This window comes from Flavobacterium sp. 21.1, from assembly GCF_057801535.1.
Genome location: NZ_JBYNXA010000005.1, coordinates 536,804 through 549,441 on the forward strand (window position 1 = coordinate 536,804; position 12,638 = coordinate 549,441).

Below are 12,638 nucleotides of genomic sequence, written 5' to 3' on the forward strand. Positions count from 1 at the left end.
AATTATTTGCTCTCCACTTTTTTTAACAGTTGTGGAAGTTCAGGAAACAAACTCTTCAGGAAAATAATTACTTTATCATAATTTCCCCCGATACTTGAAGAGTCTCTTCTGTCATTTTCAATTTCCTGTTTTACCTGATTTTCCGGCTCACTGTCAGGATAGCTTGCTGTATTTCCATACGCCATTCCTCCGGCAATATCAACCTTATTAAATTTAACAATCAATACTTCTTTTGTATAGGCAGAAAATCGCGCTCTGGGAATTCCATTTTTTGTCTGCTTCAAATTGGAATCTGAAAGAATCTTCTTCAATGCTTCTCTTTTCGATTTATTTAGTACTCGTTTTTTTTCAAAAAATATCTTTTCAAAACTGTCGGAACCTTCAGAATGGAAATGTAACATAACCAGACTGTCCACAATTACCACTTCATACCAATATCTGTCCCCGTGTGACCAACCATCAGTAAAATAGTAATCCGATTTAAGTTTGGCTTTCTCATAGCCTTTAAAATAATTGTCTGTGGCAGGAATATACTCAATATCGGTTGTGTCCCTATCTTGGGCAACTAAATTGTTGAACGCTATTAAGAAAAAACAGAGTAATAGTGTTTTAATTGTTTTCATGATTATATTTTTTCAGTCAGAAATACTCTTTTGCCATTAAGTATTTCGCCATTTTCACTTGTAAATGAATAAATAATATCAATTTCCGGAAACTGTTTATAATTAATTACATTGTTTTTTAATAACTCCAAAGTCGGGGCGATGCAATTATCAATTCCTTCCGGGTATTTTTTCTGAGTATCAGTTATTAAGACAGTAATACGGTTCGTGATTTTTCCATTCCAGTTTTGCTCGGATTTACCGACAGAAACAAAAAGGCAATTCCATATGTTTTTTAGTTCAGCATTTAAAACGTAATTGGATTTTAGAAATTGTAATTCTGTTTGAGAGGTTTGCGGATGGTTCGCAATCGACGATTTTTGATGATTAGCACAGCTTGTTACTATGCTGGCTGCCAGTATAATTGCTAATCGGTATTTTTTATTCATCTGAATTTTGCTAAAAAGTTTCTGGTTATACAAAACCACTGCCGGCGTCATTTTTATTTAATTTTATTTCTTCTTACGATAAGTTGTTTTACTCTTTTAAAAACAAACTCGGCTTTCAGATCGTAAAGAACCATTTGGAAGTCATTACTGTTTTCGTCTCCCATATTATCGTTGATGGTTTCATTACGGGCTTTGATAAAATAGGCATCTCTTTCTTTCAGCCATTTTCTTTGTTCATTTTTGAGTTGGTTTTGCTCATCAGAATTTAATTTTGTTTTTAAATTTTTGTACGCAACATTTAATAAACTATCAGATGCTGCATAAAATTCAGCGGAACAATTCTTCATACCGACTCCGGTATCTAAGCAATCCTGATGGATGGCTTCTATTTTCTCAATTTCTTTAAGCGATTGAGAATAACCGGAAAAATTTATAAGGATAAAAGGAAAAATGAAAAGTAATTTCATGAATTCTGTTTTGATTGTTAATCGCTGTTGATCAGATATCATTAGGATGTTAGCAGCTGGCTATTAACTTATTTTGGAAATTTCAAAGGACATTCTTTTGCTAATTCAGAATTTGAACCTGTCATAATCCAGATATCATATTCGTTTATAATGTAGGTGTGAGCTTTTTCAACCTCACATATATCCAATACGTTAACCACATCTTCATATTTGGTCTTTACATTAATTTTAACATGAACACCAGTTTTGGAATTATCATTACTTACTATATTTTTTATCGACCTTTGAATTTCTACCAATATTTTTTTGTTTTTACTTTCTTCATCACTAAGATCATACGTAATGAAATCCCGAAAACTTAAAATTTTCTCAAGAGAACAGCCGTAATTATTTTCATAAAAATTTTGATCAGGAAATGCTATGACAATGCCGCCTTCATCTTTAAAATTCTTTTTGTTTAATAAAGTTAGAACACAAAAAAGTAAAAGCAGTAAAATAATTGCTAAGGGAATAATGAATGTAGATATATTTCTTTTTTTAATCATTAGTTTTTATTGTCCTGCCAGTGTTTTCTGTTCATTTAGATTCTTCAAACAGCATTGTAAAATCTTTAAGTCACGGACCCTTGTTCCCAAATGTTCCATTAAGACCGCTCTTAGCAGCAGGATTTTATTTAAATGTTAATGCGTGAAATGGAATATCCATTAGATCGGAATGGGTATGCCTGTCATTGCTCATAAATGTTATAATTACGTCTGCAACATTTTCTTTATGTAAACAGATATATTGACCATATTTATAACCTTTTCCGAATTCACAATTAAATTCAAAAAAACTATTACCTCCGTAATCAGCATTAAATTCCTGTTTTACTGCTTCCTTTGGAAAATCTACGATATCAAGCATGGTTCCGTTGGTCATATTCATTCCGTTTGCAGTCATTAATCCGACATAAACGTTATTTGGATTAATCATCATCACATTTGGATCTTTTTTGGACTTTTCATATTCCTCCAACATTTTTTTCATCGGGAATAATGAGTAACGAACTTCCATAGTTCCTTCTGAATTTATGATGGCGAATGAGTACTGTAAATCCCTGTTTTTTTTGACCTCTTTAATCTTATAACCGGGAGGCATTTTAAACTGTAATCCCAATAGGGCCGCCTGTTTCTGAAATTCTTCCAACGTCAAGGTCTGGCAATAGGTATTAATCGCAAAAAATGTAAGAAATATAATTGCTGCTATTTTTTTCATTTGAAAGTTTGAGTTTTAGTTGCTGTATGGACTTTTGGTCCGAAACCGTTTGTCAGGATTTAAGCCAAATATACAAAAAGATTGTTCGGTCATATACCAAACCCTGTATGCATCAAAACCGCTGTTCTAAAAGATAAATCATCAGGCTACGTAATATCATAAAACTGCCTTTAGCGGTTATTACTTAAACTCTTCATCAAAATTATCATCCCAGCTAAATGCATTTAACAGCCAACCATTATTGTTTTTATAATATGTAAATATCAGCCTGATAGCAGTGTTTTTCAAATTTTATGATATATGTTTCTCTTACGGCTGTTTCTTTAATACTTTGTTCATTAACCTTTACTATTCCTTGAGTTTTACCAAATCTTTCAGATATTAAATTGAAAGATTGAATTGTTTTACTTTCGAAGTTATCAATTTCATTGGCAGGGAGTGGCCAATACAGACGCATTTTATCAATTGCTCTTTAATTTTATTTTCTTTAAAAGTTGTGCAACATCTTTAGAAGCTAATTTTGCAGATTCAATGTCTTTAAAATATTTATCTTGTGAATAAGTTTGTTGCATTAATGATAGTAGAATAATGGAAAGCGTAATTTTAAATGATTTCATTGTTTAGTGTCTTAGTTGTTTATTATTCTTGATTTTTTAGGTGATTGAATCTGTTGTTAGTGGCTATTGATTTATTTTACAATTTTTTATTGATGCTTACAAATATACCCAAAGCGTTAATTATAAAACCCGATCATCCCGTTAATCACCAAAACTCATAATTTATTTTTTTTATTATTTTCAATTATTTCCCACTCCCAATATTTTTTTATACGCGCTACTTCGTTTTGATCAAGCGGAATTTTTAAATCGTATATTTCCTCTTCCGATAAAATATCATAATTGATTCGGACATTTTTTTCATTTAACATTCTGATTATTTTCCACGAAGGAATTATGACTAAATTATTATTAGGTTGTTCAATAATATAGTTAGAATCTATAGGGAATTTTAATGTATAAGTAGTATTGTCAGGTTCTTTATGGAAATGAAATGTAATTTCCCCTGATGTTAGATCAGTTTCATTTTTATTTAGGACAATAGCACTGTAAGAAACATTTTCTTTTGTCATAACAAATTGTACAAAATAACCGTTACATTTTTTATTACCGCTTTCAATTTTGACCACACAGTTTTCTTTTTCTTTAAGGTTCATTTGGCCAAAAACAACAATGAAGTTTAATAATAAAAAAGATGAGAATAATTTTTTCATGTCAAATTATATTTTCGTTAGATTTAAATTTCATAAAACCGATGTTAGCCGGTTGTTTTTTGTCAGGGAATATCATTGAACAGTATTTGTGCTATTAATTTTTCGTCCCTGAAGTACATTGTAACCTGGTGTCCGTAACTGTCTTTTGCAAGAGGCTTACCATTTAATTTTGTCTTTCTGTCGTAAAAAGCGTCACCGATAAAATTCCACTGGAGCTTTTCGATCCCATTATCTGTGAATTCTTTGTCGGGTTTACCATAGATGTTGATAGCTTTTTGTTTTGCGTCACCAATCTTAAATCCCTTTTCCGATATAAAATAAGAAGATTCTATTTTGGTTGCCTGTTTTATGAAACCTTTAAAATCGTTTCTTTTTTGCCCGTCGGAAGCTAATTCTCCGCCCTCGATATGTAATTCCATATCGTTTACTAAATCGCTTGGAATGTCCTTATCAGTAAAATGGTAAATTAAAAGTCTGTGATAATCAGTGTATAATTGAACTATTAGGGTTTGGTTTAGTATGTCATTAGAAAACCAGGCTTTTTCAAAAGAGAAAGTCTTTCCGCTATTAATCGTAAAGTCTGGATTATTTTCAGATTCCTTCTGCAGCATTTTATCTGTTATTGCATAATTGTCAACTATAAAACTTTTTACAGTTTCAGGAATTGTAGCCGCAATTTTGGTTTCAATTTTTTGTACTGTGTCAACAGTAGTCTGGTTAACGTTTACATTTTCATTTTTCGGTGATGTCTCCGTCTTTTTGTTGTCACAAGAAAGAAATCCGAATAAAATTGCAATTGTCAAATGTTGTAGTTTTATCATACAATTGGAAAAGCGCTGTTAATGGCCGCTTTAAGATTATAGCCGGTTATATTTCTGTTTCTAAGTATCCAAAATATGATTTTAGAGCATAGGAGTAGTGGCTTCGGTCCGAACCTAATGTTTTAAATTCTTTTTTTATCAATTCTATTAAGTGCGGTCTGAGTTTTATATTTTCAATTTTTGCGCAATTAACCTTTACCCAATATAGTTTTGATGAATTAGGAAAGTCGTTTAGTGCTTGTGCTAATTCCTTGTCATCAAATCTGTTTTGGTCTGCTTTCCCAATAAAATAACTTATTGCAAATCGTTCATCCCTGAAGTCAGTCCAGCCTAATTTGTCTAAAGATGCATCAACCTTTCCGTTAACTGTTGCTTGCAGATAAGCATAGATATTTAATAGTTCCTTGTCTTTTGTTTCCTGTGCTAATTTTAGCAGTTCCTGTCCTCGATTATTGTAAAATTCTTTTTCGGATAGTAATTCATTGATAAAGCAAATCCTTAACAAGTCGGAGGCAACTTGTCCGTTTTTTGGTAATGGATTAGAACCAATAATTAGGTTATTATTTATTAGAAGTTGTTTGATTTTTTCACCTGTATTTTCCGATTTTGAAAGATTCTTGATTTTGATGTATGCCTCAATCGTTTTATAATCAAAACTTGTTTTATCTAATTTACTTTCCATAAATCGAATGTCCTCTTTCAGAAAGTATTCTTGTGTATTACTATTCCACCAGTCCAATTCCCAGTTCATATCAAGAAAAACAAGTGAATAAAAAAGCGATTTATTTCCTTTTTCAATTTCTTTTCGGTAATTGTCTCGTAATTTTACCTGATCTGTCCTGCCATATACAGAATAAATTGCTTTATCAATTGAAGTATGGTTATTCGGGTGATTTGACTTTTTCCAATTTGCAATGGATTGCTCTATATTACCTGTATTCATATAACAGTCAGCTAACCAAACATTGATTCTAAAGTCTTGTGGTTTTTCTTTTTTATATTTTTCGTAAAGTTTTGCAGCTTCTTCAAATTCACCTTTTCTGTGAAGTTCTATTGCGTATTCAAGATTAAAGTTTAATTCATTAGGATTTGACAAATAAGCTTCTTTATGAAGTTGAAAGGATTTGTCTTTATCTATTTCATAAAGCAATCCCCCGATAACATATTTTTTGTATTCGTTGTCGGCATTTTTTATTAGAGCAGTAATACAATTGTGTAAGTCGGAATTTACTATGCTACTATTAAAGTTTGTTATAGCTGTATTCAATTCCTTTTTGGCGGTTTCAATTTTGTCTCGATTCGACACAAGTGTTTGCGAATGGCAACATAATGAAAAAAGAGTCAATAGTGTTAGGATATGGTGTTTCATATGAATTGGCGGTAACTTCCTTGGTAAAGTGGCGGATTTTTTATTTCTGATGCTTACAAATATACCGAAAAGTCTGAAAGAAAAAAGCTAAATAAAAAGAAGAAATGCAAACACTAAACATCCCAAATAAATCCCTAAACCCGACATTGCAGAAAACCGCTGTTAGCTGACGTTTCTTTGAATCTGTATTTTTTCTAACTTCAATATATTTCTATAGCATAGATACAGAAGAGCAAATCCAAAAATACCAAATGAACAATCGATTAATTGCCAATAGAAAGGAATTCCTCTTAGTGGTCCGGCAATAAATGCCAATGGGAAAACCATAAAACATGAAATCATTCCAAATTGAATTACCCAAATGTTTTTCAATGGATCTCTCAGAGGTCCAATAAATGCAATTGCAATTACAATGTGTGCGAAAGCAAGCCAATCCGTTCCATAACTTAAGTAAGGAAAATTATCATTGGTACTTTTTACTGCAACATAAACCTGGTTAATCCAGTTTTGGAAATATTGTGGGAAAGAAGAAATATTTGCACGGACTATTTCTAACTCTGTTTCGATAGGAAAAGCGGTAACTCCACTAAGCACCAAACTGATAATAAAAAATATAATTAAAAGTTTTATTCGCTTTCTTAATCTGCTTTCACTTTGCTCTACCATAGATATTCAATGTTTTGGTTCGTGGTGTTTTGAAATGTTGCATAACGTCCCGCCGGCTTTATGAAGTTGGGGGTTTTTGCTCCCAAACCATTCCATTAGGACTGAAGTCAAATATACAAAAAGCTCGTTCCATTAAACACTCAAACCCCAATTTCTTAAAAGCGCTGTTAGCAGAAGTTTTAAATATTTGAATTGTTTTTTTCTTTAAGATTTTTGTGAAGACAGCTAATAAATCAGAACACAAATTTTAGATTGATATTTTCTGATTTACAATGAAATTATATTTCCGCTTCTGTTTTTTTTATTACATTTAAATTTTAGAAGAACTTATTTGGAGTAAGCATGTTTGAGGATTTTCTTCCGAATAATTTCGGGAGCACAAAAAGCCACAACCTGTTTATTTTTAAAATAATAGGGTATAACTTCTTTTCAGAAATACATTAGGCGAATAGTAAAATTCCGTTAGCATTATGCTAATTAATTTTAAGCAACTAAAATGAAAAAACATACAGAATCGACTTATTCAACACTAAAAGTGAATCATTCAAAACCCAATAGCCGAATAAAAGCTGCCGATTTCTTACCCGATCCGGAATCTCGTTTAGATTCTGCACAAATGAAGTACAAACCAATGGCAGACTCTGATATTCCGTCCAGAGACTTAACTAATGCTACGACTAAACGAGAAAGCATTGGCCAATTGATCGACAAACTGGATGTTGTTAAAAACATTAGATACCAAAGAACAATAGAAGACACCTATTGTAATGTTTACTCTTACGATTATTGTCATTTCTGCAAAGTATATCTTCCTACTGTTTGGTGGACCGATCAAGCCCTGGAAAGAATATTGGAAGGACAGGAAGTGGAACCGCTTATGGGAGAAACCGTAGATCACATTTATTCCAGTGCCATACACGACTGGTTTTTAAAATGGGGAGAGGATTTTGGATGGAAAAGGATGTTTACTGCTGAAGAAATTCAAAATAAAGTGAACACCAATGGAGGTGTTGGAATAATTTGTGCCAAAAGGAAAGAAAAAGGACTCTCCGGACATATCGTTCCTGTTGTCCCGGAAACGAACGAGCATCAAGCCTACAGAGAGAATGGCGAGGTAATATACCCATTGCAGTCACAAGCGGGAAAGGTGAATTACAATTATTTTTCAGAAGTTAAAAAAGATTGGTGGAATGACGAACTGTATTCCTCTTACGTGTTTTATTACCATGATTAAACTATGGACTTAGAGTTCATGGTTTGATAGGCAGACTGAACATGTGCTGGGTTGCAGCCCTAATTGAGTAGCCACAAATTACACGATTTAATTTGTGTGTATTTGTAATTGCTGCGCACTTCGCTATCACTCGAGTTATTGATAAAATGCTTTTAAAGGCTAAGACAAAATGCACTAAACTCTTAGTTTTAAACGATATCTGAAACCAATTGATCCAAATAATTAATCAGACAATTGGAAGATTTTATATTATTATTTGATTTTCAATGAATTAACAACTTGAAATTAAATAATAATGAGTACCTTCGCAACCTGGAAAAAACAAGAACAGTAGAAACTGTAACGGGACAATTTATCTGCTTACATTATTGATATGGAAGTGATTAATGACTGTAGTGGTTTCATAACTCCATTGCAAAATTTTGCTTTTTATCAATCGTTCAGTCGATTCAAATGTAAAATTTCTGAGACTGAAATATAAATTCCTATAATTTAAAAATAAGAGAATGGATTTAATAATTTGTTTAATCCGTTTAAAGGACTGTTTTTGTTTTGATTCCCAGCAGATTAAAATCATGCTTCCGAATAAAAAATAATGACTTTAAAAAGTTCAAAATAACCACAAAAAGAAAACTAGTATAAATGAAAGACAATCAGACAAAAAAATATTATTGGGGAATTGGATTAGAAAACGAAACCTACATGCAATTTGAAGAATCCCTAATAGTTTCTGGTGAGTTTATACAAGAAAAAATTGGTTTTGAGCGATACAGCATTGATTATAGAACATGCTATAAACCGGAAAGCTTGGCTCCTTTATTAAAAAAGGCTTTTGGTTGTAACGAAAACTACAAAGTGAGCAGAATGGTTAATAGTCATTCCCTGGAAAAACTCGACATAAATTATCAACACAAAACGTTACCGGATGTTAAATCATTAGTTGGAAGCACCGGAATAGATGGGGAGACGCCAAAACCAATTTCAAATCCGGAATATTTGGGGAAATCCATTATGGAACTTTTTCTTGAGGATCAGCCGTACAATATTCAAAGTATGATTACCCAAAGAAATAAAACGATGGGATCTGTACATTTTGACGGTGATTCTATTGAATTTGTTACCAAATATTTTGAAAACAGAACAATTTCAGATTCTTGTAAAGAGCTGGAAGCCACCAAAAAGTTATTCCTGGATAAGATTAATGAATCGTCCTTACTAGATGGGAAATTAAACTTTCCGGATTACAATAACGGTCTTAATATGTTCATGACCAATCAGGAAAATCTTGTTTTGTTTAATAATGGCACCTATCATTTTCATATTACATTACCCTCGTTAACAGAAAACAGTAGGATTGTCGATTATATTGATTTTGATAAAACGCACGCAAATGCCATTTATTTGTTGCAATGGTTTGAGCCTTTTTTTATAGCAACTCTTGGCAGTCCCGATATTATGGGAGTAATAAGCGATAAATATAGTTTAGACAAAAAATTTACTTTGGGTTCTATGAGAAATGCCATGTCCCGATACATAGGGGTAGGGACTTTTAACAAATCGATGCCTAAGGGAAAAATTCTAACTTACAAAGTGGATGATTTCAGAAAGTTGCTAAAGTTTGAAAAAGAAGAAAACATTTGGTGGCGCGACCAGATTGAATTAGAAATGGAATATGAATTGCTTTCTGAAGTGGGTCTCGATTTTAATCAGGAAAAAATGTACCAAAGCGGTTTTGAATTCAGAAGTTTTGATGAATTTCCGGCAGCGTATTTAAATGACGTTCTTTTTGCCATTATCCTAATTTGTGAGCATTCTTTAAATCTACCGGATGTTCAATGGGGACATGACAGTGTGGCTTGGAATAATTTAGTTTTTAAGACCTTAAAATATGGTTATTTAACTGAAATTAATGCCCTCGAAAAGAAAGAAGTTTTAGACCTGTTACAAATAGTAACCCCCTCAGACAGTAACTACGATACACTTAAAACCGAATTTGAAGCTATTGTAATGTTGGACGAATTTTTCTTTAAAATTTTGGCTGTTTTACATGAAAAGTACAAAGACCACAACGTATGTCTGGATTCTATGTATGGGCAAAAAACCAGTTTTCCTCCAAAATGGGATAACTTCAACAAATACCAAACAGAGCAACATCTACAACAAATAGAATATTTCTCCATAATTCAATAAAGAGAAATTTTATCATTTGTTGCATTAAGTTACTGAATTCTCCTTTGGCTTGCCGCTAACGTCCCGCCGGCTTTATGCTGTAGCGGATTTTTTATTACTGATGTTTACAAATATACCGAAAAGTGGAAAGAAAAAACTTCTTTTTAAAGAAGAAAAATAAGCACTGACCAATCCAAAAAATCCCAAGCCCCGCTATAGCATAAAACTGCTGTTAGTGGCAGTGTTTATTTATTCCTTTACAATTTTTATGCGATAAATTTCTTTGTCAAATATAAAATGAACAAAATAAATCCCGTTTGATAAATTTGAAATGTCTATTTTGTTTGATGAAGTATTTTGCTCTTTAAGTATTAGACCATTTATGCTATAGATAATTATTTTATCTATCTTTTTATTTGATGAGTTGGCTATATTTATTATATCTGAAACTGGATTTGGATAAATTTTTATAGTATTGATATAAATAACGTCTTCTGTATCTAAAACAACATTAATGGAACAATTATTAAGTAGTGGCGATGATATGCTTTGAAATTGGGTTTGAGAATGGTATTCATTTCCTAATAATAGTTGACCATATCTATTGCTGCCCCAACCCCATAGGGTACCATCTGTTTTTATTGCAAAGGAATTGTTTGATGAACTATACATAATTTTATCCCAATCATTTGAAGTTCCCATTTGAGAGGGTATAAAAGTATCAATATAAGTTCCGTCTCCCAACTGACCGTAGTCATTGTTTCCCCAAGCCCATAATGTGTTATCTGTTTTTAGTGCTATTGAATAAGAAAATCCTGAGGAAATATTTTTCCAATTAGACATATTTCCAATTTGTATTGGAAGTAGTCTGTCAATCATAGTTCCGTCTCCTAATTGTCCGAAGCTATTACCTCCCCAAGCCCATAAAGTTCCATTGTTTTTTATAGCCATGCAAAAATAATCACTCACGCTTACACTTTTCCAATCATTCGAATTTAGTCCAGTTTGAATGGGAGTGTTTTTATGAATTGTCGTTCCATCACCTAAGCCGCCAAATTCATTACGACCCCATGCCCAAATTGTATTGTCAGTTTTTATTCCAACCATCATTCTGTTGCCGGTTTCGATATTTTTCCAGTTAGTGTCACTTCCAACTTGCATGGGAATGGTATGTCCATTCCAGGTTCCATCTCCCAATTGACCGTAATCATTATGTCCCCATGTCCATAAAGTCCCATTACTTTTTATTGCTGCGGAGTGAGTCCCTCCGGCTGTTATATAGGTCCAATCATTGTCGGTGCCCACTTGAGTAGGTTGTGAAAGATCATTGCTTGGATTATAAGGAATTCCAAGTTGTCCAAAAGAATTTTGTCCCCAAGCCCATAATGTTCCATCAGTTTTAATTCCCAATGTGTGGAAAGAACCAGTTCTCACCATAAGCCAATTATTTTCTGTACCTACTTGTTGGGGTTCCATTACCATATTTTCGTTAAGACTTTGTCCCCATGTCCATAACGAATTATCAGATTTAATACCAAACACTTTGACTGGTCCTGTTGTTACAGTTTTCCATGTGCATTGGGCATTTAATTGAATACTAAATAAACTAATTAAGATAAATATACTCTTCATACTGTTTCATCTAATTTTCCCCATTTTTGGCAACATTGCCACTAACGTCCCGCCGGCTTTATGAAGTTGGGGATTTTTGTTCCCAAACCATTCCATCAGGACTGAAGTCAAATATATAAAATTGCTTTTAAATTTTGCCTAAAACCCCAATTTCTTAAAACCGCTGTTATAGGCTGCCGAAATAATTCAACGAAAAAAGCCAATCTAAAACAGACTGGCTTTACTTGTAATAAGTAAAATATATCTTAGATAACGTTTACATTAGTTGCGGTTGGTCCTTTTTGTCCGTTTTCTACAGAGTAAGTTACCGAGTCGTTCTCACGTACTGATTCATTAAGACCAGTAACATGCACAAATACATCATTACCACCACCGTTTGGAGTGATAAATCCGAAGCCTTTTGCTTCATTGAAAAATTTAATTGTTCCTTCGTTCATAAAAATATGATATTAATAAGAGACAAAGATACAGTTAATTTTGTGTAATTTTTATTAATTTATAAAAAAAATTAAATTATTTTCAATTCAAACGTCAAAAAAAATAATTTTTTTAAATTTTACGGAATTTTTATTGAGTTAGTTTGTCTTGTCCTGAAATAGGTTGACCATTTTGGTTATTAATTCAGGTTATAAAATTTGTATTTATGCATTTGATTTTTGTGTGCAAACTCAGGTGTTTTCATGTCTAGGCTGTAATGTCTTC

At 32.5% G+C, this 12,638-nt stretch carries 14 protein-coding genes; 2 read left to right on the forward strand and 12 right to left on the reverse strand.

What is annotated here, in order from left to right:
* Window positions 1–2: 2 nt before the first annotated feature.
* The 10 genes from AC3E9U_RS14550 to AC3E9U_RS14595 form a co-directional block, all read right to left on the reverse strand.
* Window positions 3–623, reverse strand: coding sequence for a hypothetical protein (locus tag AC3E9U_RS14550; RefSeq protein ID WP_488747645.1), 621 nt, complete (start codon window positions 621–623; stop codon window positions 3–5).
* Between the two features lie 2 nt (window positions 624–625).
* Window positions 626–1,051 (reverse strand): hypothetical protein, encoded by a 426-nt coding sequence (locus tag AC3E9U_RS14555; protein WP_488747646.1) that lies wholly within the window; start codon window positions 1,049–1,051, stop codon window positions 626–628.
* Window positions 1,052–1,104: 53 nt separating this feature from the next.
* Entirely contained in the window at window positions 1,105–1,518 is a 414-nt protein-coding gene (locus AC3E9U_RS14560) for a lysozyme inhibitor LprI family protein (RefSeq protein ID WP_488747647.1), read from the reverse strand.
* A 68-nt stretch (window positions 1,519–1,586) separates the two neighbouring features.
* Window positions 1,587–2,063 (reverse strand): hypothetical protein, encoded by a 477-nt coding sequence (locus AC3E9U_RS14565; protein ID WP_488747648.1) that lies wholly within the window; start codon window positions 2,061–2,063, stop codon window positions 1,587–1,589.
* A 124-nt stretch (window positions 2,064–2,187) separates the two neighbouring features.
* On the reverse strand, window positions 2,188–2,775 hold the full coding sequence (locus AC3E9U_RS14570) for a hypothetical protein (protein ID WP_488747649.1): 588 nt from the start codon (window positions 2,773–2,775) through the stop codon (window positions 2,188–2,190).
* A 461-nt stretch (window positions 2,776–3,236) separates the two neighbouring features.
* Window positions 3,237–3,392, reverse strand: a complete 156-nt coding sequence (locus AC3E9U_RS14575; RefSeq protein ID WP_488747650.1) for a hypothetical protein — start codon at window positions 3,390–3,392, stop codon at window positions 3,237–3,239.
* Between the two features lie 155 nt (window positions 3,393–3,547).
* Entirely contained in the window at window positions 3,548–4,045 is a 498-nt protein-coding gene (locus AC3E9U_RS14580) for a hypothetical protein (protein ID WP_488747651.1), read from the reverse strand.
* Window positions 4,046–4,107: 62 nt separating this feature from the next.
* Window positions 4,108–4,848: a hypothetical protein gene (locus tag AC3E9U_RS14585; protein ID WP_488747652.1), complete on the reverse strand. Its 741-nt coding sequence runs from the start codon at window positions 4,846–4,848 to the stop codon at window positions 4,108–4,110.
* 64 nt (window positions 4,849–4,912) lie between these two features.
* Window positions 4,913–6,133 carry a tetratricopeptide repeat protein gene (locus AC3E9U_RS14590; RefSeq protein WP_488747653.1) on the reverse strand — a complete coding sequence of 407 codons (1,221 nt, stop codon included), beginning with the start codon at window positions 6,131–6,133 and terminating at the stop codon, window positions 4,913–4,915.
* A 264-nt stretch (window positions 6,134–6,397) separates the two neighbouring features.
* A complete protein-coding gene (locus tag AC3E9U_RS14595) occupies window positions 6,398–6,901 on the reverse strand; it encodes a hypothetical protein (RefSeq protein WP_488747654.1) in 504 nt (167 codons plus the stop codon).
* Between the two features lie 496 nt (window positions 6,902–7,397).
* On the opposite strand from AC3E9U_RS14595, the gene AC3E9U_RS14600 reads away from it, so the two are divergent.
* The gene (locus AC3E9U_RS14600; protein ID WP_488747655.1) at window positions 7,398–8,135 is read left to right on the forward strand and encodes a hypothetical protein; all 738 of its coding nucleotides are present in this window, start codon (window positions 7,398–7,400) and stop codon (window positions 8,133–8,135) included.
* A 642-nt stretch (window positions 8,136–8,777) separates the two neighbouring features.
* Window positions 8,778–10,325: a hypothetical protein gene (locus tag AC3E9U_RS14605; protein WP_488747656.1), complete on the forward strand. Its 1,548-nt coding sequence runs from the start codon at window positions 8,778–8,780 to the stop codon at window positions 10,323–10,325.
* A 228-nt stretch (window positions 10,326–10,553) separates the two neighbouring features.
* Here AC3E9U_RS14605 and AC3E9U_RS14610 read toward each other — a convergent pair whose 3' ends face one another.
* The gene (locus AC3E9U_RS14610; RefSeq protein WP_488747657.1) at window positions 10,554–11,936 is read right to left on the reverse strand and encodes an RCC1 domain-containing protein; all 1,383 of its coding nucleotides are present in this window, start codon (window positions 11,934–11,936) and stop codon (window positions 10,554–10,556) included.
* 245 nt (window positions 11,937–12,181) lie between these two features.
* Window positions 12,182–12,373 (reverse strand): cold-shock protein, encoded by a 192-nt coding sequence (locus AC3E9U_RS14615; RefSeq protein WP_488747658.1) that lies wholly within the window; start codon window positions 12,371–12,373, stop codon window positions 12,182–12,184.
* Between the last annotated feature and the right edge of the window lie 265 nt (window positions 12,374–12,638).

Excerpts from the sequence above, each read along its gene's own strand:
- AC3E9U_RS14550 (WP_488747645.1), bottom strand. The coding sequence starts at position 623 with ATGAAAACAATTAAAACACTATTACTCTGTTTTTTCTTAATAGCGTTC.
- AC3E9U_RS14555 (WP_488747646.1), bottom strand. The coding sequence starts at position 1,051 with ATGAATAAAAAATACCGATTAGCAATTATACTGGCAGCCAGCATAGTA.
- AC3E9U_RS14560 (WP_488747647.1), bottom strand. The coding sequence starts at position 1,518 with ATGAAATTACTTTTCATTTTTCCTTTTATCCTTATAAATTTTTCCGGT.
- AC3E9U_RS14565 (WP_488747648.1), bottom strand. The coding sequence starts at position 2,063 with ATGATTAAAAAAAGAAATATATCTACATTCATTATTCCCTTAGCAATT.
- AC3E9U_RS14570 (WP_488747649.1), bottom strand. The coding sequence starts at position 2,775 with ATGAAAAAAATAGCAGCAATTATATTTCTTACATTTTTTGCGATTAAT.
- AC3E9U_RS14575 (WP_488747650.1), bottom strand. The coding sequence starts at position 3,392 with ATGAAATCATTTAAAATTACGCTTTCCATTATTCTACTATCATTAATG.
- AC3E9U_RS14580 (WP_488747651.1), bottom strand. The coding sequence starts at position 4,045 with ATGAAAAAATTATTCTCATCTTTTTTATTATTAAACTTCATTGTTGTT.
- AC3E9U_RS14595 (WP_488747654.1), bottom strand. The coding sequence starts at position 6,901 with ATGGTAGAGCAAAGTGAAAGCAGATTAAGAAAGCGAATAAAACTTTTA.
- AC3E9U_RS14600 (WP_488747655.1), top strand. The coding sequence starts at position 7,398 with ATGAAAAAACATACAGAATCGACTTATTCAACACTAAAAGTGAATCAT.
- AC3E9U_RS14605 (WP_488747656.1), top strand. The coding sequence starts at position 8,778 with ATGAAAGACAATCAGACAAAAAAATATTATTGGGGAATTGGATTAGAA.
- AC3E9U_RS14610 (WP_488747657.1), bottom strand. The coding sequence starts at position 11,936 with ATGAAGAGTATATTTATCTTAATTAGTTTATTTAGTATTCAATTAAAT.
- AC3E9U_RS14615 (WP_488747658.1), bottom strand. The coding sequence starts at position 12,373 with ATGAACGAAGGAACAATTAAATTTTTCAATGAAGCAAAAGGCTTCGGA.